At 63.7% G+C, this 20870-nt stretch carries 16 protein-coding genes; 8 read left to right on the top strand and 8 right to left on the bottom strand.

Features of this window, described 5'->3' with window-relative positions; translation table 11 throughout:
- Nucleotides 1-113 precede the first annotated feature (113 nt).
- The 3 genes from D1012_RS08350 to D1012_RS08360 form a co-directional block, all read right to left on the bottom strand.
- Nucleotides 114-1376: a vWA domain-containing protein gene (locus D1012_RS08350; protein WP_118151202.1), complete on the bottom strand. Its 1263-nt coding sequence runs from the start codon at nucleotides 1374-1376 to the stop codon at nucleotides 114-116.
- An 85-nt stretch (nucleotides 1377-1461) separates the two neighbouring features.
- Nucleotides 1462-2364 carry an AAA family ATPase gene (locus D1012_RS08355; RefSeq protein WP_233517051.1) on the bottom strand — a complete coding sequence of 301 codons (903 nt, stop codon included), beginning with the start codon at nucleotides 2362-2364 and terminating at the stop codon, nucleotides 1462-1464.
- Between the two features lie 170 nt (nucleotides 2365-2534).
- Nucleotides 2535-4754 carry a glycosyltransferase family 32 protein gene (locus D1012_RS08360; protein WP_118151206.1) on the bottom strand — a complete coding sequence of 740 codons (2220 nt, stop codon included), beginning with the start codon at nucleotides 4752-4754 and terminating at the stop codon, nucleotides 2535-2537.
- Nucleotides 4755-4938: 184 nt separating this feature from the next.
- On the opposite strand from D1012_RS08360, the gene D1012_RS08365 reads away from it, so the two are divergent.
- Entirely contained in the window at nucleotides 4939-7209 is a 2271-nt protein-coding gene (locus D1012_RS08365; RefSeq protein ID WP_118150992.1) for a glycosyltransferase family 2 protein, read from the top strand.
- A gap of 222 nt (nucleotides 7210-7431) precedes the next feature.
- The gene (locus D1012_RS08370) at nucleotides 7432-8409 is read left to right on the top strand and encodes a phosphoadenosine phosphosulfate reductase (protein ID WP_233517052.1); all 978 of its coding nucleotides are present in this window, start codon (nucleotides 7432-7434) and stop codon (nucleotides 8407-8409) included.
- Nucleotides 8410-8431: 22 nt separating this feature from the next.
- Here D1012_RS08370 and D1012_RS08375 read toward each other — a convergent pair whose 3' ends face one another.
- Nucleotides 8432-8839 (bottom strand): lysozyme inhibitor LprI family protein, encoded by a 408-nt coding sequence (locus tag D1012_RS08375; RefSeq protein WP_118150994.1) that lies wholly within the window; start codon nucleotides 8837-8839, stop codon nucleotides 8432-8434.
- A gap of 70 nt (nucleotides 8840-8909) precedes the next feature.
- Complete coding sequence (locus D1012_RS08380; RefSeq protein ID WP_118150996.1) at nucleotides 8910-9374, bottom strand: hypothetical protein; 465 nt, start codon at nucleotides 9372-9374, stop codon at nucleotides 8910-8912.
- Between the two features lie 85 nt (nucleotides 9375-9459).
- On the opposite strand from D1012_RS08380, the gene moaA reads away from it, so the two are divergent.
- From moaA to D1012_RS08395, 3 genes are all read left to right on the top strand, one after another.
- Nucleotides 9460-10473 (top strand): GTP 3',8-cyclase MoaA, encoded by a 1014-nt coding sequence (gene moaA, locus D1012_RS08385; protein WP_118150998.1) that lies wholly within the window; start codon nucleotides 9460-9462, stop codon nucleotides 10471-10473.
- A 106-nt stretch (nucleotides 10474-10579) separates the two neighbouring features.
- A complete protein-coding gene (locus D1012_RS08390) occupies nucleotides 10580-11953 on the top strand; it encodes a cytochrome ubiquinol oxidase subunit I (protein WP_118151210.1) in 1374 nt (457 codons plus the stop codon).
- Nucleotides 11954-11957: 4 nt separating this feature from the next.
- Nucleotides 11958-12959, top strand: a complete 1002-nt coding sequence (locus D1012_RS08395; RefSeq protein ID WP_118151000.1) for a cytochrome d ubiquinol oxidase subunit II — start codon at nucleotides 11958-11960, stop codon at nucleotides 12957-12959.
- A gap of 65 nt (nucleotides 12960-13024) precedes the next feature.
- Here D1012_RS08395 and D1012_RS08400 read toward each other — a convergent pair whose 3' ends face one another.
- From D1012_RS08400 to argE, 3 genes are all read right to left on the bottom strand, one after another.
- On the bottom strand, nucleotides 13025-14191 hold the full coding sequence (locus D1012_RS08400) for a M20 aminoacylase family protein (protein WP_118151002.1): 1167 nt from the start codon (nucleotides 14189-14191) through the stop codon (nucleotides 13025-13027).
- 102 nt (nucleotides 14192-14293) lie between these two features.
- Entirely contained in the window at nucleotides 14294-15631 is a 1338-nt protein-coding gene (locus D1012_RS08405; protein ID WP_118151004.1) for an NAD(P)/FAD-dependent oxidoreductase, read from the bottom strand.
- Complete coding sequence (gene argE, locus D1012_RS08410) at nucleotides 15628-16788, bottom strand: acetylornithine deacetylase (protein WP_118151212.1); 1161 nt, start codon at nucleotides 16786-16788, stop codon at nucleotides 15628-15630. Before argE ends, D1012_RS08405 begins: the two co-directional genes overlap by 4 nt.
- Nucleotides 16789-16987: 199 nt before the next feature.
- Here argE and D1012_RS08415 point away from each other — a divergent pair, with 199 nt between their 5' ends.
- Genes D1012_RS08415 through D1012_RS08425 form a run of 3 tightly spaced genes read left to right on the top strand, consistent with a single transcriptional unit; the run spans nucleotide 16988 to nucleotide 20752 of the window.
- Complete coding sequence (locus tag D1012_RS08415) at nucleotides 16988-17998, top strand: ABC transporter ATP-binding protein (RefSeq protein WP_118151006.1); 1011 nt, start codon at nucleotides 16988-16990, stop codon at nucleotides 17996-17998.
- Nucleotides 17991-19055 (top strand): ABC transporter ATP-binding protein, encoded by a 1065-nt coding sequence (locus D1012_RS08420; RefSeq protein ID WP_118151008.1) that lies wholly within the window; start codon nucleotides 17991-17993, stop codon nucleotides 19053-19055. The genes D1012_RS08415 and D1012_RS08420 overlap by 8 nt, the downstream gene beginning before the upstream one ends.
- Nucleotides 19052-20752: a peptide ABC transporter substrate-binding protein gene (locus tag D1012_RS08425; protein ID WP_118151010.1), complete on the top strand. Its 1701-nt coding sequence runs from the start codon at nucleotides 19052-19054 to the stop codon at nucleotides 20750-20752. The genes D1012_RS08420 and D1012_RS08425 overlap by 4 nt, the downstream gene beginning before the upstream one ends.
- Nucleotides 20753-20870 lie beyond the last annotated feature (118 nt).

Raw genomic sequence — 20870 nt, forward strand, 5'->3', positions numbered from 1 at the left:
ACCGCCGTTAAGCGTGGACGGACCCTAGGGCGCAGGGCTTTGCTATGCGATAACAAGCCCCGGAACAGCCGGGAACCACACCAACTTACGCCCCTTAACGCGCAAGCCTGCGGTCAGGTTCCCGACATCATACGCAACAGCCGCTGTTTCTCGCCGCCGTCGCCGGGGTCCGAGATCACAGCCCCCAGCGCCTCCAGCGAGGCAACCGAATGTCCGGCGCGGAACGCATCGCAATGCGGCAGCATCGCGCGGATGCCCTGAGCCTTTGGCGCAAAGCCCTCCCACCGCAGCAGCGGGTTCAACCAGATCAGCCGGCGACAGGACAGATGCAGCCGCTCCATCTGGCGTGACAGCTGGCCGGTGTCGTCGCGGTCCAGCCCGTCGGTGATCAGCAACACCACCGCGCCCTGCCCCAGCACCCGCCGCGACCAGTCGCGGTTGAAATCCGCCAGACAAGACCCGATCCGCGTGCCGCCCGACCAGTCCTGCGCCTCGGCCCCGGCCGCGCGCAGCGCGGCATCGACATCGCGGGTCTTCAGATGCCGGGTGATGTTGGTCAGCCGTGTGCCAAAGGTAAAGCCATGCACCTGCGCCCAGCCCTGCCCCTGCCGGTTGGCCACCGCATGAATGAAATGCAGCACCAGCCGCGAATACTGGCTCATCGAGCCGGAAATATCGCAAAGCACCACCAGATTGGGCCAACGCGGGCGCGGGGCTTTTAATGCCAGCCGGGTAATCTCGCCACCCTGCCGCAGGCTGGCGCGCAGGGTGCGGCGCAGATCGACCTGCGCACCCGAGGTCGCGGTGCGATAGCGCCGGGTAATCAGCGGTTTGACCGGCAGTGACAGCCGCGCCAGCATCCGCTTGGCCTCGGCCACCTCTTCCACCGACATCTGCTCGAAATCCAGCGTTTTCAGCCGCTCCTCATGGCTCATGGTGGCAGATGCGTCGATGTCGATTTCGGCATCCTCGTCCGGGCCGTCGTCCCGTTCCGGCAGATCCCGCTCCACCCCGTCCAGCAGCGCCTGCGCCGCGCGCTTCTCCGCTGCCGCCGCCAACCGATCCTCCTGCAGCCCTTGGACCTGCGGCAACAGCAGGCTCATCATGTGATCCAGATACTTCGGATCGCGCCAGAACAGCCGGAACACCTGCTCATAGATCACCCGCTCTTCGGGACGGCTGACGAAACAGGCGTGCAGGGTCCAGTAGAAATCCACCCGTTCGGAAAACCCCGCCACCTCCACCGCGCGGATCGCCTCCAGCACCCGCCCCGGCCCTATGGGAAGACCGGCCTTGCGCAGCGCGCGGGCGAAATGGGCAATGTTCTGCGCCAGCTTGCCGTCATCGGGAATGTCGAGCGGAGCATAGGTTGCCATCGTTGCACCGGGGGGTTTCACACCCCCCGGACCCCCCGTGGGATATTTGGGGACAGAAAATGGCACAGAGCAGCGGGCGCCTGGGTCATGCCGGGGTCAGCTCCTGCCGGACCTGCTCCAGCATACGCTTGGCTTCCGAGCCGCTGATCTTCTGGATATCATCCTGATACTTCAGGATCGCCCCCAGCGTGTCGGCAATCACCTCGGGAGACAGCGCGATCACATCCAGCGCCAGCAGGCATTTTGCCCAGTCAATGGTTTCCGCCACCCCCGGTTTCTTGAACAGATCCTCGCGCCGCAAGCGCTGAACAAAGCCGACAACCTCGCGGCTCAGTACCTCTTGCGCCTCCGGCGCGCGGGCGTGCAGGATCTCCATCTCGCGGTCAAAGCCGGGATAATCCACCCAATGATAGAGGCAGCGGCGTTTCAGCGCATCATGCACCTCACGCGTGCGGTTCGAGGTCAGGATCACGATCGGCGGCTCGGGCGCGCGGATGGTGCCCAGCTCGGGGATCGTCACCTGCGCCTCGGACAAAGCCTCCAGCAAAAACGCCTCAAACGGCGCATCGGTGCGGTCGATCTCGTCGATCAAAAGGACCGGCGCGCCGCCCGGCTGCGGCCGCATCGCGGCCAGCAGCGGGCGTTCGATCAGGAACTCTTCGGTGAACAGATCGGCCTTGGCCGTGCCGCCCCCGGTTGCCTCCGCCGCCCGGATCGCCACCATCTGCGCCGCAAAGTTCCACTCTGCCACCGCCGATGCGGCATCCAGACCCTCATAGCACTGCAGCCGGATCAGCCGCCGCCCCAGCGCTGTGGCAAGGGTCTTGGCGATCTCGGTCTTGCCCACCCCGGCTTCGCCTTCCAGAAACAGCGGGCGGCCCAGCTTCAGCGACAGGAACACCACCGTCGCCAGCGCCCGGCTGGCGACATAGCCTTGCCCTGCCAACAGGGTTTCGGTCGCGTCAATCGTGGCCGGAACAGCGCTCACACAGCATCCTCCCCTGAACCCGGCCATGCTGGTCACAACGCCGGGCAGGGTCAAGCTGACATGCGCGCAGCTACGACCAAGGCACTAGTCGGAATGCGGCACGGCCCTTGGAATTGCTGCTTTCCAAATACTCCCGCCGGAGGCTCCTCCGCCCCAGCCCGGAGCAAGGCTTACAAGACCAGCATCCCCTGCCTGATGAACCTGTTGTCCCCCCGCGTCAGCACCCATCGGCCCAACTTGCGCGCAAGGCCGGGCCGCCCCCGGTCCAGCGCGCGCTTGAACAGCTCACGCTGATAGCGGGGAAAGGTCTTGCGGGCGCGCAAGGTGCGGTAAAACTCGGCCTCGGTGAGCGTGCCGTTCAGCGCGGCCAGCGTGATCGGGGCCAGAATGCCCATCTGTTGCAGGCTCGACCCCAAGCGGTGGCCCAAAAGCGGGGCGCGCAGTTTCACCACATTCGCCCCGGTAAAGCGGTCGGCATGGCCGGTGTCCAGCGGCTCATAGGGATCGTACAGCAGAAACACCCGCCCCGCCGCATGGCTGGCCTGCGCCGCATCGCCGTAGGGGCCGGAATAATCCCGCCCCCAGGCGGTGTGATAGCGGGTTTCCCAGGGCACCAGCGCCTTGTCCAGCGTCGATTGTGGCGAGATCGCCACCACATCCGCCCCAGGACAGGCGGCGACAAAGGCGCAGGCGGCATAGCCACCCATCGACGCGCCATAAAACACTACCCGCTTGAATTGCTTGAAGAAACCGGAATCGCGCAACGCGTCAAACTGCTGCCAGACCCACGGGTCGCGATACCAGGTCCAGCCGTTCGCCATCACCCCCAGCATCGACCAGCCCTGCTTTTCGATGAAGGAGAACCCCCAGGGGCGACGGTCTTCACGTTTGCCCATGGCGATGTCGAGGTTGTCAAAGGTCACGACCAGCGTATCCGAGCGTTTGATGAACAGGACCGAATGCTCCGGGCTGTCGCGGAAGAAGCCCTCCTGCCCGGCGAGGGTGGTCGCGATCTCGGCCCAGCTGCCCTCTTCGGGCGGCGTCGGAGCCTCTTGCGCAACCGCCTGCGGTCCGGCGCGGAACAGCGCGCGGGTGATGGTCACGCCATCGGCGTCGCGCGTCGTGACCGTCTCGCAGCTGCCATAGGCATTGAGCAGCGGATAGGCCCCCGAGCCTTTGCGGATGTCGGTCAGCATCCGGGTCTGTGCATGAAGTGATGCTTTAAGAACCGCCTCCAGATGCTTGACTTTATTGACATCTCCAAACCCTGACAGATTGGCGATCACATCGACGGGCCGCAGATCACCGGCACGCGAAATACGGGCGATCTTTGCCTCTGGCACACCATGCGCGGTCAGAAAGGCCGTGTAGGGCACGACCCATGGGGATGGGGTAGCGGGCCAGTTGCCCTTGTGATCAATGTCGATCAGCTGAATATCGCAATCCCACTTGTTCCATGCTGCCAGAGCCAGAGATTGCGCATTGCCACCCAGATCGGCGAATGTCTGCGCTTCGGCAATGTCCAGACGGTCCACCAGCCCGGCATCGAATACATGCTTGCCGCGCCCCTTGATCGGCGCGGCTTCGGCCTGAATGTCATGCAGCCTCAACAGCTTGTCGAGGTAACTTCCCGCAGGCGGTATCCCGTGGTGGCGCAGGCCAAGCTCGCGCTTGTTCGACGCCCACAGATGCAGCGCGGTGGTGTGCGGCGTGATCATGCCCTCGGCCACCGCCGCCGGGCGCAGGAATTTCAGCCGGTCGGGAAAGGTGACCGGATAGAACGCGTCCAGCGGCTGCACCTGATCTGCCAACCCGAGTGCATGGGTGAAATGCGTCACCATCATCGGCCCCCAGACCCCCCAGGGCTGCTGGCTGACATGCACCGGCTGGCCGGCTGCGGCGGCCGCGCGATACTCTTCCTGCAGCCTGCCCTTTACAAAGGGCGGTATGCCATAGACATCCGAGGTATAGTCCAGCATCGCCCGCAACAGCGGCCCATCCGCTGGCAGGCCCAGCACCGCGTTGTTCACCCGCGCGCCGCCGGGCAGCTCAAACCCCAGGACGTGATCAGCGTCATAATCCATCGGGCGCAGGCAATAGACATCGGTATCAACCCAGATCATGCCGGGATTACGTGCGATCATGTGCAGGCGGAACAGATCAGCAAACAGCGCAAAGCTGTCTTTCTTTTCATATTTCAAGAAGTTATCGGTATCCAGAACCTCGCGCCCGTCGCGGCGGATCACGCCTTCGGGCACATTGGGGATCGGTTCATAGGAAAACAGGGTGATCTGCTGGCCCTGGTCGACAAAGGATTTCAGGCACAGCTGCTCCATCCATGACAGGCTGCCGCCGATCCACAGCGTGCCGACTTCCCTGACCCTGACCATGCCTGCAACCAACCTTCAACCGACCGCTCATTGTGGGCCATAAAGAAACAGTCTGGCGAAATTACGGCGCTTTGCCAAGGGAATGGCGCTCATCCGGCCGTCATATCTTTGCCGTGTTCCTGCCGTCATGCTATGGCATCGGCCAAGGGCGGCACCAGACCGCAGCGAGACAAGGTGACAGGGCATGGCAGGCCGGCCAAAGGGATCAGGGGCTATCGTCCACCATCGCAGCCTTTCGGCGCGCGAGCTGGGCCATGACGGTCTGACGCGGCTGCTGGATTGCGTGCAGCTGCCGGATGGCCGGGTGTTTTCCACCTTTGGCACAGGCACCCACCCTTCGGCGTTTCTGCCCGATGGCGCGCCGGGCTGCGCCACGCCCTTGGAGCTGCGCGAGATTTCCGGCGGGGCTCTGGTGGTGACGGGGGGCACTGGTCCGCTGGCGCTGACCGGTGGTGCCACACTGTCCATTGCCCCCGTGTCCGCCGAACCGGAGCTTTTTGCCGGGCTTAACACCATCTTTGGCTTTCGCATCGACGAAACCGCCGCGCAGGTGGCCGAAGGGCTGATCTATCATGCCCTGCACCACGGGTTGCATGCCGCGCTGATCGTCAGCCGCACGCCGGACGGAGCCGGATTCGCCAAAGCCTTGCGCAAGGCTTTGGGGCAAATCGCGCTGACCGTTGTGGTGCTCGACAGCCCGCTGCCCTTGGGCAAGCCGGAGGAAGGCCCGGTCAACCATCCGTGGTTTGCCCCCGACGCCCCCGGCAAAGACCGGATGGAGCCGCCTGCCCCCGACCCGTGGCGGTCCGGCCTGTCGGAACAGATCCTGTTCGAGGCGTTGAAATGGCGGTTCCTGTCACAGGCCCGCGCCGTGCTGACGCTGGATGTGACCGATATTCTGGCCCCGGATGCCCCGAACGCCTTTGATCTGTGCCTTGCGGCCAAGCATGGCGTGATCCTGCTGGCCGGGCGGAGGATCTACCCTTGGCGTGTCCGACCAAAGGGCGAGCCACGGTTTGGCGACCACATCTGCCGCCAATTCGATGCGCGGCGCGGCATCGCGCGCTGGGGCGTGGCCCCGGCAGTTGCGGGGCTGGAAAACACCTGGCGGATGGTGCGGGTGGCCTATGCCAAGCCCGACCCGACCGAGGCGGTGCCGTTTTTGCGCGCGATGTCGATCCGGGTGCCGGGGCGGCAGCCGGGGGAGCTGGCCCCCAAGACCTCGCTGATCGAAGACCCGGCGCTGATCGCGATGTCGGAACAGATTTTCAGGCATAAAGCGGTGCGCCCGCCCACTTCACGCCCGCGCACCGCCCCTGGGGCGGCGCTCATGGCCGGGCGCACGGCGATTGTCACCACAATGAAGAACGAGGGGCCGTTCATACTGGAATGGATCGCCTATCACCGCGCCATCGGGGTCGATGACTTCCTGATCTACACCAATGATTGCACCGATGGCACCGACACGATGCTGGAGCTGTTGCAGACCAAGGGGTTGTGCCAGCACCGGGTCAACCCCTGGGTGCCGGGGGGCGATCTGAAGCCGCAGCACGCGGCCTTGCAGGCGGCGGAATCCGAGCCGGTGATGCGCGATTGCGGCTGGGGCATCTGCATGGATGTGGATGAGTTCATCAATATCAGGATCGGCGACGGCACGCTGGCCGCGCTTTACGCGGCCATGGGGGCGGCCAACATGATCAGCCTGACCTGGCGGCTGATCGGCAATTCCGACGTGGCGGAATACGACGACCGGTTCTTGCTGGAGCAGTTCACCGACTGCGCCCCCGAGGTGATCCGCAAGCCGCATCAGGCCTGGGGCTTCAAGACCCTGTTCCGCAACATCGACATTTACAAGAAACTGGGGGTTCACCGGCCAAAAGGTCTGAAGCCCGATCTGTGGGATCAGGTCCGGTGGCTGAATGGCTCAGGCCGGCCGATGCCCAAAGAGCTGTTCCGCAACGGCTGGCGTTCGACACTGGAAACCTATGGCTACGACTGGGTGCAGCTGAACCATTATGCGGTGCGCTCGGCCGAAAGCTTTCTGGTCAAGCGCGACCGGGGCCGGGTCAATCATGTCGACCGGGATCAGGGCCTGAACTACTGGTTCCGCATGAACCACAACGCCGACCGCGACACCTCGATTCAGCGGATGATCCCGGCGCTGCGGGCGGAATATGACCGGCTGCTGGCCGATCCGGAAATCCGGGCCGCACACGCGCATTCGGTGGCCTGCCACCGGGCCAAGATCACCGAGTTGATGCAGACGGAGAATTATCAGGCGTTTTATGCCGAACTGACCGGCGCGCGGATGAAAAAGCTGTGCCGGTTGCAGCATCATTTCGGATCGGCGGTGTTCAATGCCGGGCCGGGCGTGATTCCCGCCGATCTGCACACGCGTGAGCTGCCGCCCGGATTTTTCTTTACGGTCGAGCATAGCGGCGAAGCAGAGCACTGACCCCGCAACTTTTCTCGAAAACTCAACGGCAAAAGTCGGCTGCGAAAGCCGGAACCTGACAAGCGGCACAGTTTTGCTGATCGCGCAGACAGCAAGCGGCGGGAAACAGTCTGTCGCGGCGACACGCCTTGCCTCAAATCTGCCAAAGTCAGAGACTACTGATAAGATCCCTGCCACTGACCGGCGCAAGCGCTTGCTCTTGCGTCTCTTACGGAGATGATCATGTCGGATACGCTTTCCCCGCCCCGCACGGCGGATGTGGCCGCAACGCCAGCATCCGAAGGGTCGGCGACTGCGCCCGACAGCCGCGAAAGCTGGTTGGCCCTGCTGGACCAGATCGGCGAAGACGCCGGTTACTTCGAGCCGCTTGGTGCCCGGCACTGGGCATTTTTCATTGACGAGAATCCGACCCTGCTGGTCAGCTTTGAGCAAGCCGATGACATTCGCGCCCGTCCGGGGCAGATGCCGCTGGGCCATGACATTGCCAAGGAAAAGGGCTGGTCGCATCTGTGCCTGATCGCCGATGGCGACACCTGGTATCGTGACCCGCGGGTGTATGGCTATTTCGACCGGTTGGTCGATGATGCGTTTTTCGAAGATTTCGATTCGGTCTTGTTCATGGGCGCCGGTGTGCAAGGCTATGCGGCGGCGGCCTATTCCGTCGCGGCCCCCGGTGCGGCGGTTCTGGCGCTGAGCCCGCGTGCCACCCTGTCGCCCGACACTGCGGGCTGGGACAAGCGCGCAATGAAATCGCGCAAGCTGGATTTCACCAGCCGCTATGGCTACGCGCCCGATATGGTGGATGGCGCGGGCCGGGTGTTCATCCTGCACGACCCGGAGGTGACGGAGGATGCCATGCACGCCGCCCTGTTCCGGGGCGAACATGTCACCCATCTGCGCTGCCCCCGGCTTGGCAGCCGTCCGGACGTGGCCCTTGCCCATATGCAGATCGTGCCGCAGCTCGCTCAGGCGGCGATGGCGGGGACGCTGACCCGGCACAGCTTTGCGCAGCTTTGGCGCGGGCGGCGCAATTTCGGTCCCTACCTGCGGGTCTTGCTGACGCAGACCCAGGCAGAGGGCCGGTTGAAACTGGAAAAGATGATCTGCCAGAACGTGACATCGCGGGTCAATGCGCCCCGGTTCCGCAAGCGTCTGGCCGATATTCTGGCCGCAGAAGCAGAGCAATCCCTCAAAGAGTGATCCCGGCGCGGCAAAGCCACCTTCAGCCCTCTATCCCGGCGGCAAGTGTCCACAGATCCTGCGCGCGCTGTTCGGTCAGGCGCGCCTTGCAGCCAAAGACCAGCAAGGGCTCTGCCGATCCGCCGCGCATCTGAAAGCCCTCGGCCAGGCAGGCGTTGTCGCGAAACGTGATCCAGGCCCGTTGCGCGTCGCGCAACGCGGTCTCTGCGCCCGCCTGACTTGCGCTGAGTTCGCCATCAATCCGCCGCATGGCAGAGCGTGCCCGCGCATAGGCAGCATTCAGATCCTTGTCAGCGGCATTAAAAGCGCTCGCGGCGCAGGCGTTCATTTCCATCTGGGTTATGGCGTTGTCGCAATCCACGGTCTGGGCCTGCGCCGCACCGGCAAAGCCTGCGCCAAAAACCACAGCCATCACTGTCATAATCCGCATCGCCGCTCCAGTTCTCCATCTGCGCGACAAGCCGGGGCACGGTGGTGCCCCCAACCCGCCACAAGAAAAATCAGTTTGCAAAAACAGTCACTTCTGGCAAGGCAGTCAGCGACAGGCCAAGCGCCACATAGGCGGGCAAAGACAGTTGCGCTGCGCCCTGCCCCGGCAGCAGATCGACCGCAACCGACTGACCGGAAGCTGTGACAACGCGGCCTTTGCCGGGTGCGCTGACCAGCGAGCTGCGCAGCCAGATGCCGGGTTCTGCCGGGCTGCCAAGGCTGACCGAGACCTTGCCCAATGACCGCTCGCCGCTGGCGGCGGGCGCGGCAAGGGCGGCCTGCTTTTCCGCCTCGGTGGTGGTGTCGAGCGTGGTGGCGGTCGCCCCGGCACCCAGAACCGGCGCAGGCGCCGACGCGACGGCGGCCCCCGCATCAACGGTGGCGGCAGGTGCCTCGGATGAGGGTTTCAGACGGTCCAGCACCGCGCATCCGGAAATGGCGGTCAGGGCGAGGCTCAGGAAAATGACATTACGCATGGCATGACGATAGTATGCCCCCGCCGCGCCCGCAATGCCGCGATCACAGCTTGTCAGGAGGTGAGCGGAGTCTTACCTTCCTCTGATGACCCAAGCCACCGCCCCCCTGATCGACCCCTTTGCGCGCGCGATCTCTTACCTGCGCGTCTCGGTCACCGATCGCTGCGATTTCCGCTGTGTGTATTGCATGGCCGAGAACATGACCTTTCTGCCAAAGGCCGATCTGCTGACGCTGGAAGAGCTGGACAGGATGTGTTCAGCCTTTGTGCGGATGGGGGTGGAAAAGCTGCGCATCACCGGCGGCGAGCCTTTGGTGCGCAAGGGCATCATGACGTTTTTCCGCGCCATGTCGCGGCACCTCGACTCGGGCGCGCTGAAAGAGCTGACGCTGACCACCAACGGCAGCCAGCTGGCGAAATACGCAACCGAGCTGGCGGAGTGCGGGGTGCGGCGTATCAACGTGTCGCTTGACACGCTCGACCCCGACAAATTCGCCCGCATCACCCGCTGGGGCCGCCTGCCCCAGGTGCTCGACGGGATCGCAGCGGCACAGGCGGCGGGGCTGCGGGTCAAGATCAACGCGGTGGCGCTGAAAGGCTTCAACGAGGATGAACAGTTCAGCATCACCGACTGGTGCGCGCAGAATGGCCATGACCTGACCTGGATCGAGGTCATGCCGATGGGCGATCTGGGCAATGAGAACCGGCTGGATCAATACTGGAGCCTCAAGGATCTGCGCGCCCGCTATGCCGAGCGCTTTGCCCTGACCGACCTGACCGAGCGTTCGGGCGGCCCGGCGCGCTATGTGCGGATCGAGGAAACCGGGCAGAAAATCGGCTTCATCACACCGCTGACCCATAACTTCTGCGAAAGCTGCAACCGGGTCCGGCTGACCTGCACCGGCGAGTTGTATATGTGTCTGGGTCAGGAAGACATGGCCGACCTGCGCGCGCCGTTGCGCAGCAGCGTGGGGGATGCGGCGCTGGAAGCCGCCATCCGCACCGCCATCAGCCACAAGCCCAAAGGCCATGATTTCGACTATTCCCGCACCGGTGTCACGGGCAAGATGACCCGCCACATGAGCCACACCGGCGGCTAAGCCGCGGCTTACCGGCGTCTGACCCACCCACACGTGACCGCTGGTCGCACCGGGTTTTCCACCTGACTGTCTGGCCCTAGATTGGGTCCAACAGCAAAGGTGTATGATGGACACGTTTTTACTTTCGCGCATCCAGTTCGCGGCAAACATCAGTTTTCACATCCTGTTTCCGACGATCACGATCGCCCTCGGCTGGGTGTTGTTGTTTTTCCGATACCGCTTTGCCCGCACCGGCGACGGCAAATGGATGGACGCCTACATGTTCTGGGTCAAGGTGTTCGCCCTGTCCTTTGCGCTTGGCGTCGTCTCGGGCATCACCATGTCGTTTCAGTTCGGCACCAACTGGCCGGGGTTCATGGAGACGGTCGGCAATGTGGCGGGCCCTCTGCTCGCCTATGAGGTGATGACAGCGTTTTTCCTTGAAGCGGTGTTTCTGGGCATCATGCTGTTCGGCGCGCGCCGGGTGCCACCGTGGCTGCATATCCTGGCCACCTTTCTCGTCGCCTTTGGCACCACGATGAGCGCGTTCTGGATTCTGGTGCTGAACTCGTGGATGCACACACCGCAGGGCTATGAACTGCGGGACGGGATCGTGCATGCAACCGACTGGTTTGCCATCGTTTTCAACCCGTCACTGCCCTACCGTCTGGGCCATATGCTGCTGGCCTCGGGTCTGACAGTCGCCTTTCTGATCGCCGGCATCGCGGCGTTCCGCCGCCTGATCGGCGACCGGCAAGAGGCGACGCTGACCCAGCTGCGCTTTGGTCTGATCCTTGGCGCGATGCTGATCCCGCTGCAGATTCTGATGGGCGACATGCACGGGCTGAACACGCTGGAGCATCAGCCCGCCAAGGTCGCCGCGATGGAGGGCAACTGGGACACTGGCCCGAATGTGTCGCTGCTGCTGTTCGCAATCCCAGATGAGGCCGCCCGCACCAACCACGCCGAGATTGCCATCCCGAACGGCGCGAGCCTGATCCTGACCCATTCGGCGGGCGGTATGGTGCCGGGGCTCAATGACTTTGTGGCCGAAGACGGCACCGTACTGCACCCGCCCGTGGCCCCGGTGTTCTGGGGGTTCCGGGTGATGGTCGGCACCGGCATGGCGATGCTGGCACTGTCCTGGCTCGGCACCGCGCTGATCTGGCGACGCGGGGCCGAGGCCCTGCCCCGGCCGTTCCTAATGGCCGCGACCGCGATGGCCTTCTCGGGCTGGCTGGCCACTTTGGCGGGCTGGTATGTCACCGAAATCGGCCGCCAACCCTGGCTGGTGACCGGGGTTCTGACCACCAAAGCCGCCGTCGGCGATATCGCCGCCCCGATGGTGATGGCCACGCTGATGACCTATCTCGCGGTCTATCTGGCCCTGATGATCGCCTATATCGGCGTCATCCTGCACCTCGCCCGCCGCGCCGCCGAAGGCAAACGCCCGGTCCGCGAAGAAGTGCGCGACGACCCGATCACCGTTCCTGCGGAGTAGTCCGATGACCCTTGATGCCACCACCCTGCCCGTGATCTTTGCCGCCCTGATGGGGGTGTCGATCCTGCTCTATGTCATTCTCGACGGCTTTGATCTGGGGGTGGGGCTGTTGTTTCCCTTTGCCGGCGCCGAGGAACGCGACCGGATGATCGCGTCAATCGGGCCGTTCTGGGATGCGAATGAAACCTGGTTGGTGCTGGCCATCGGCATCCTGCTGGTCGCCTTTCCCACCGCGCATGGCACGATCCTGACCGCGCTGTATCTTCCGGTCGCCATCATGCTGATCGGGCTGATCCTGCGCGGCGTCGCGTTCGAATTCCGCGCCAAGGCCCCGCTGGCGCACAAACGGTCGTGGGACCGGGCGTTTTTTGCCGGCAGCCTGATGACCTCGGCCTCGCAGGGGTTCATGCTGGGCATGTATGTGATGGGGCTGGAATGGACGCTGTTTCACATCGGCTTTGCGGCTTTGACCGCTGGCGCGCTGACCGTGGCCTACAGCTTCATCGGTGCGGGCTGGGTCATTCTGAAAACCGATGGCGCGTTGCAGATCAAGGCGGTGAGTTGGGCGCGCGGCGGGATCTGGGGCATGGCGCTGGGTCTGGGGGCGGTGTCCCTGGCGACACCCTTTATCAGCACCCGGATCTTCGAGCGCTGGTTCAGCTTTCCCGAAGTGGTGTTGCTGGCGCCGTTGCCGCTGATCTCGCTGGCGCTGATCGTGCTGGTCTGGGTCGCGTTGCGACATCTGCCGACGAAAAACGACCATTTTGCATGGTTCCCCTTTGCCGGGGCGACGACGCTGATGGTGCTGGGGTTTTTCGGGATGGGCTACAGCTTTTATCCCTATATCGTGCCCGAGCAGATGACGATCTATGAGGCGGCCTCCAGCCCCGAAAGCCTCAAGATCATCCTGTTCGGCGCGCTGATCGTGCTGCCGATGATCATCGGCTACACCGTGCTGTCCTACACCGTGTTCCGGGGCAAGGCGACCAGCTTGACCTATGACTGACTCGTTGAGGGGGGCTGTCTGCCCCCCCCCGAGGATACTTTTGAACAGAGGAAACGCAGGCCGGTTCAGGCCGACGGCATCCGCGACTCGACCATCCCGGCATACCAGCTGGAGCCGAAGGGGATGGCGTTGTCGTCGAAGTTATAGGCCGGGTGGTGGACCATCGCGGTGTCACCATTGCCAAGGAAAATGTAAGCGCCGGGCCGCGCATTGAGCATGAAGCTGAAATCCTCGGCCCCCATCAAGGGCGCGGTGTTTTCGTCGACCTGCCCGGACACTGCCTGCGCCACTGCAACCGCGTGGCGGGTGTTGTCCTCGGCATTCACTGTCACCGGGTAACCGCGCTGATAGGCCACCTCGGCCCTGGCCCCCAAAGCCGTGGCAGTTCCGGTCACGATTTCGGTGATCCGCCGCTCGACATAATCCTGCACAGCCGGGTCCATGGTGCGGACGGTGCCCTTGAGCTTGACCACCTGCGGGATCACGTTATGCGCGGTGGAATCGGTCTGCACGGTGCAGACGCTGACCACCACCTGTTTCATCGGATCGACCCCGCGTGAGGCAATGGTTTGCAACGCCACGATGATATGCGCGGCAACCACGGTGGTATCAATGCAATCATGCGGCTTGGCGGCATGGCCGCCCTTGCCGGTCACGGTCAGCTCGAACTGATCCGCCGCCGCCATGATCGCGCCCGGGCGAATGGCGAAAGTGCCCAAGGGAATGCCGGGCATGTTATGCATGCCGTAAACTTCCTGCACGCCGAACCGGTCCATCATGCCCTCTTCGACCATCTCGCGCCCGCCACCACCGCCCTCTTCGGCGGGCTGGAAGATCACCACGGCCTTGCCGTCAAAATTGCGGGTCTCTGCCAGATACTTTGCGGCCCCCAGCAGCATCGCCGTATGGCCGTCATGGCCGCAGGCATGCATCACGCCGGGGGTGGTCGAGGCATAGTCCACCCCGGTCTGTTCGTGGATCGGCAGCGCATCCATATCGGCGCGCAAGCCAATGACCCGGCCCGCCGTATCGGTCTTGCCATGGATCACGCCGACAACGCCGGTACGGCCAATGCCTGTCACCACCTCGTCACAGCCAAACGCCCGGAGCAGATCGGCCACTTTCGCCGCCGTGCGATGCACCTCGAACAGCAGTTCCGGATGGGTGTGAAAATCACGCCGCCATTCGGTGATTTCGGGCAGCATTTCGGCGAAACGGTTCTTGACGGGCATATCGGCCTCCTCTCGATCAGGGTGCGGGGATGGTGGGCCGGAAAGCGGGCGGCATCAAGAGGCGCGCGTGGCCAATCTGACCTTTTGATCAAAATTCAGGCGTCAGGCGAGGGCCGGGCCGACCTGTGACGCACTGCCATCACTGAACCGCGACAGGCGAAAGCGCGACAGATCATGCCCGGTGGACCGCCCCATCACCAGATCAGCGATAACCCGTCCCATGCCTGGGCCAATGCCAAAGCCATGCCCGCTCATCCCGGTGGCGATGGTCAGGCCGGGGATAGGTGCATGATCAACGATTGGCACCACATCGGGCATGGTGTCGATCATCCCGGCCCAGGCGGATTTGATTTTCGGGCGGCCCAGACCGGGAAAGGCCTCAGCAAAACGGTCCTGCACGCGGGACAGGCTGGCGGGGTTGGGTGCGGGGTTGAGGATGCGCATCGCCTCGAACGGGCTGGGGCCATCGCCCCAGCGGCGCGGGGTGCCCCAGGCGTCGGGAAAGCCCTTGGGCGCAAGCGCGCGGAAATGAGTCGACCGGAAATCCTGTTTCAGAACCGGCAGATAGCGCGCAAAGCTGCGAAAGGCGTCGGGGCCGATGAAAAAGTCATGCTCCGCCCCCGGTGCCAGCGTATAGCCGCCATCCATCCGCCGGCGAAAGGCAAAGTGATCATCCGCAGCGGCACCCGGAAAAATCTGCGCCATCGGTTCGGATTGCGCGACACTCGCCAAAACCGACAGCTGCGGGATCGTCACACCCTGCGCCGCCAGAAACAGCCGCGACCATGCGCCGCCCGCCACCACCACGCGGGCGGCGCGCACCCGGCCCTGTTCGGTCACAACGCCCACGACAGCGCCTGCCTGCACGTCGAGGCAGCGCACGGCACAATGCTCCACGATGCACACCCCCGCCTCTGCCGCGAGGCCCGCCAGCAACGGCACCGCGACAAAGGGCTCGGCCCGCGCGTCCGACGGCGTGATCATCCCGCCTTTCCACTGGGCGGATGTGCCAAGCAGCGCCGCGATCTCGTCGCGTGCCATCATCCGTGTGTCGACCCCGTTGGCCTGTGCATGGGGCAGAAACGACTCGTAGCCCTCCAGCGCGGTGTCGGAGTTGGCGAGATAGACCACGCCGGTCTGGCGAAACCCAAGTGCGTCGCCAAAGTGCTGCGCAAAGCCCTGCCACAGCCGCATCGACTCCACCACGATCGGCAATTCGTCCTTGTCGCGGCCCTGTTGCCGGATCCAGCCCCAGTTGCGGCTGCTTTGCTCAGCCGCGATCCGGCCTTTTTCGCACAAGACCACCTTTTGCCCGGCCTGCGCCAGATAATAGGCAGTCATCACCCCGATGATGCCGCCGCCCAGTACCACCACATCGGCAGCCTCTGGCAGCGGGCCGGGAAAGCGGATCGGCGATTGGAGTGTGATCGGAAAGGTCATGACAGATCAGCCAGCAATTTTTCCATGAACGCCTGCCCGGCGTGAAACTCGGACAGTTCCAGATATTCATCGGCCTGATGCGCCTGCGCGATGTCGCCGGGGCCGCAGACCACCGCCGAATGGCCCGCCGCCTGAAAATGCCCGGCCTCGGTGCCGTAGCTGACGACATGGGTGGCGTTGTCGCCGGTCAGACGGCGCACCAGTGCTTCCGCTGCGCCCTGATCCTCGGGCACCAGCGGCGGCACGTCAAAGAACCGCTCAAGCAACACATCCGCCTCGGGTCGTACCGCCTGCATCGCCGCGCGCAAGCCCGCCACCTCGGCCTCGAACGCTTGACACCAGTCTTCCGGAGCCTCCCCCGGCACCACGCGGAATTCCATCACATAGCGGCAATCGGCGGCGGTGATGTTATGCGCGGTGCCGCCCGAGATCATGCCGGTGTGCAGCGTGGTAAACGGCGGATCGAACAGAGCCGCCACCGCAGTTGCAGGCTGCGCCCGGTTTTCGGCGTTACGGTCGTTGGCCCACATGATCAGCCGGGCCGCCTCCATGATGGCGCTGACACCTTGGGGCAGCAACGAGGAATGCACCTCGAACCCGCGCACATGCACGCGGTAGCCCGCCCCGCCCTTGTGGCCATTCACCGCTTTCATCCGGCTGGGTTCGCCGATGATCGCCAGTTCGGCTTTTGGCAACACGGCCTGCATGGCGGCAATCAGCGGGGGTGCGCCCATGCAGCCGGTTTCCTCGTCATAGGAAAGCGCAATCTGCAACGGGCGGCGAATCCCGCGCGTATGGGCCTCGACCAAGGCCCAGATTGCCAGCGCGTCAAACCCCTTCATGTCGCAGGTGCCGCGCCCGTAGAGCCGCCCGTCGCGTTCGGTCACCACCCATGGGTCTGAGGTCCAGACCTGCCCGTCCACCGGCACCACATCGGTATGCCCCGACAGAATCACCCCGCCCGCCACGGTCGGCCCGACATGGGCAAACAGCGCCGCCTTGCTGCGGTCCTCGTTCCAGTGCCGGTGCGCGGGGATGCCATGGCTGGACAGATACGCTTCGACCCAATCCACCAGCGGCAGGTTGGTGTCGCGGCTGACGGTCGGAAAGGCCACCAGCTGATCAAGGATCTGGCGCGGCGAAAGTCGTTTTATCATCGGGTCATCCTTGATGCTGTTGCGGCAAAGGTGCGCCGCGAAATCAGGCAAGGTCAAGCCCGCAGCACCTGACGCAACGGAAGGGCGAACATGCCGCTTGCGGGATGAAGAAAAATATCTAACACTTGGTCAAATTCCCGGCATGTCGGTGACATAAGACCGGAAAAACAAAGAAAAAGAACGACTTGGGGGTTACCATATGGCCGATGGGGCCACGCCCGTCCTTGATGTCAGGGGGCTGAAGACCGTGTTCCGCACGCGCGGAGGCGAAGTGCATGCCGTCAATTCCGTAAGCTTCCATCTGAACCCTGGTGAACTTTTGGGCGTTGTCGGCGAAAGCGGTTCGGGCAAGTCGGTAACGATGATGTCGCTGATCGGTTTGCTGCCCTCGCCGCCTGCCGATGTGCGGGCCGGTACGGTGATGCTGGGCGGTCGGGATCTGTTGAAGATGAGCGCCGATGACCTGCGCGATGTGCGCGGTGCAAAGGTCGGTTTCGTGTTTCAGGATCCGATGACCAGCCTTAATCCGGTGTTCACCGTCGGCAATCAGATCATGGAGCCGCTGATCCGCCACATGGGGCTGAACAAGAAACAGGCCCAGATCCGTGCGGCGGAGCTGCTGGCGTTGGTCGGCATCCCCGATGCGGCGGCGCGGCTGAAATCCTATCCGCACCAGTTCTCTGGCGGGATGCGGCAACGGGTTATGATCGCCATCGCGCTGGCCTGCGACCCCGATGTGCTGATCGCCGATGAGCCGACCACGGCGCTGGATGTCACCATTCAGGCGCAGATCCTGGAGCTGGTCAAAGACCTGCGGCAAAAGCTGGGCATGGCGATTGTCTGGATCACCCATGATCTGGGCGTGATCGCGGGCATCGCCGACCGGGTGATGGTGATGTATGGCGGTCAGGTGGTCGAGCAGGCCCCGGTCAGGGAACTGTTTGCCAACCCGCAGCACCCCTATACCCGCGCCCTGCTGAAAACCATTCCGTCGCTGACCGGCGAGCGCGAGGCGCGCTTGCAGGTGATCGAAGGCCAGCCGCCGATTCTGAGCGGCGCGCCAACCGCCTGCCCGTTCCGCGCCCGCTGCGCCTATGCCTTTGCCAGATGCGAGGTTGAAAACCCCGAACGCCGCGCCATTGACGGCCGCGCCGTCGGTCAGGGCCATGATGTAGCCTGTCACTGGACGGCAGAGGTGGCCCATGCTTGATGCAAGCCCGAAACCCATTCCGCCGCTTGTACAGGTGCGCGGGCTCAAGATGTATTTCCCGATCTACACTGGCCTGCTGCGCCGTCACACCGGCGATGTCAAAGCGGTGGATGGCGTCAGCTTTGACATCATGCCGGGCGAAACCCTTGGGCTGGTCGGCGAATCCGGCTGCGGCAAATCCACCGTCGGGCGCGCGCTGCTGCGGCTGTACGAGATCACCGGCGGCAATGTGGTGATCAACGGCACCGATATTGCCACGTTGGGACCAGAGGCTCTGCGCAAGGCCCGCCCGCAGATGCAAATGGTGTTTCAGGACCCGCAAGCCAGCCTGAACCCGCGCATGACGCTGGCCGACATCATCGGCGAGCCACTGGACGAACACACCGACTGGAACAGCGACCGCAAACTCGCCCGTGTCTACGAGCTGATGGATGCGGTCGGCCTGAACCGCCGTTTTGCCAACCGTTTCCCGCATGAGTTTTCCGGTGGCCAACGTCAGCGCATCGGCATTGCCCGCGCGCTTGCGCTGAACCCGCGCTTTATCGTCTGTGACGAGCCGATTGCCGCATTGGACGTGTCGATCCAGGCGCAGGTCGTCAACCTGCTGGAGGATCTGCAGGACAAGCTGGGCCTGACCTATCTGTTCATCAGCCACGATCTGTCGATGGTGCGCCATATCGCCGACCGGGTGGCGGTGATGTATCTGGGCCGGATCGCCGAATTGTCGCCCCGCGATGCACTCTATGCCCGCCCGTTGCACCCCTATGCCGAAGCGCTGCTGTCTGCCGTGCCGGAGCCTGATCCGACCCTTGCCCGCGCGCGTCAACGCATCATCCTGCAAGGCGACGTGCCCTCGCCCGCAAATCCGCCCAAGGGCTGTAACTTCTGCACCCGCTGCCCCAAGGCGTTTGATCTGTGCCGTCGGGTCAAACCCGAACTGGCCGAAGTAGAGCCGGGCCGCTTTGTCGCCTGTCACCTGTTTTCCGATACTGCTGCCGCCGGATCAACCGGCGCATCCGAGGCCAAAGAGCGCAACCAACAAGGAGTCACTCAATGAAACTGAAAACCGCCCTTCTGGGCGCTGCCGCCACTTTGGCCTTTGCGCCTGCCGCCTTTGCGGAACGCGGAGCCGATGGCAACGTCAAGGTTCTGTATTCGCAGGCCGTGTCGATCATGAACGCCTATCTGTCTTCGGGCACCAAGGATGTCGAAGTGGGCAGCCTCGTGCTGGAGCCGCTGGCCGGGTTCGACAACGAAGGCAATGTAATCCCGCGTCTGGTCACCGAAATCCCGTCTGTCGAAAACGGCGGCATTTCCGAAGATCTGACCACCATCACCTGGAAACTCACCCCCGGCCTGCTGTGGTCGGATGGCACGCCGGTCACGGCGGCAGATGCGGTGTTTTCCTATGAATACTGCACCCATCCCGAAGGCGGCTGCGCGCAGGCGGCGCGGTATGAGGGCATCGAAAAGGTCGAAGCCGTCGATGAGCTGACCGTCAAGATCACCTGGACCGCGCCGAAGCCAAACCCGTTCACCGCCTTTGTCGGGGCCACCTCGCCGATCCTGCAGGCCGCGCAATTCGCCAATTGCCTTGGCACCGCCGCCCCCACCTGCACCGAGCAGAACTTCAAGCCGGTCGGCACCGGCCCGTTCATGGTCACCGATTTCAAAGTGAATGACGTGGTCGAACTGGCCGCCAATCCGAACTACCGCGATGCGGCCAAACCGGCCTTTGCGACCATGACCGTCAAAGGCGGTGGCGACGCCGCCGGGGCAGCCCGCGCCGTGATGGAAACCGGCGAGTTCGACTACGCCTGGAACACCCAGATCAACCCCGAGCTGCAATCCCAGATGGAAGCCGGCGGCAAGGGCGTGTTCGTCTCTGCCTTCGGCACGCTGGTCGAGCGGATCGAGATGAACCTGACCAACCCCTCGCCCGATCTGCCCGAAGGCGAACGCTCGACCGCGAAGCACCCGCACCCGTTCCTGTCGGATATCCGCGTCCGGCAAGCCCTGTCCAAAGCCATTGACCGCAACCTGCTGGTCGAAGTCGGATATGGCAACGCCGGTCGCGCCACATGCAATCTGGTGCCTGCGCCAGCCCTTTATGCCTCGCCCAACACCGATTGCATTGAACAGGACATGGAGGGTGCCAAGGCCCTGCTCGATGAGGCAGGCTGGACAGTGGGTGCCAATGGCATCCGTGAAAAAGACGGCAAGCCGCTGAAAATCCTGTACCAAACCTCGGTCAATGCCGTGCGGCAGGACTTTCAGGCGCTGGTCAAAGGCTGGTGGAATGAACTCGGCGTTGATGTCGAGCTGAAGTCGATCGACGGTGGCGTCTACTTCGGCGGTGATCCGGGCTCGCCGGACACGTTCCAGAAGTTCTACGCCGACGTGGAAATGTACGCCAACAACTTTGATGGCACCGATCCCGAGCCCTATCTGGCGCAATACCTGTGCGACAAGGCGCCCAAGCCGGAAAACGGCTGGCAGGGTGAAAACGTCAACCGCTTCTGCGACCCGGCCTATGATGCGATGGTTGCCGAACTGGCCACGACCCGCGACATGGACAAGCGCGGCGAGATCGCCATTCGTCTGAACGAGATGCTGACCAAAGACAGCTATGTCATCGTGCCGCTGGTCGACCGTGGCCGTCTGTCGGCGCATTCCAACACGCTGGGTGGTGTGGTGCTGAACACCTGGGATTCCGAACTGTGGAACGCCAGCGACTGGTTCCGCATCAAGTGATCTGACCTCAGGGCGCGTCCGGCACGAATTTTCTGCGAAAATTCCCCGGATGCGCCCTTTTCCTTTCCGCATCCTCGTGCCGGCCTGAATTTTCGCAGAAAATTCGTGCCCGCCCGAC

Source organism: Pseudotabrizicola alkalilacus, from assembly GCF_003443995.1.
Taxonomy (GTDB): Bacteria; Pseudomonadota; Alphaproteobacteria; order Rhodobacterales; family Rhodobacteraceae; genus Pseudotabrizicola; species Pseudotabrizicola alkalilacus.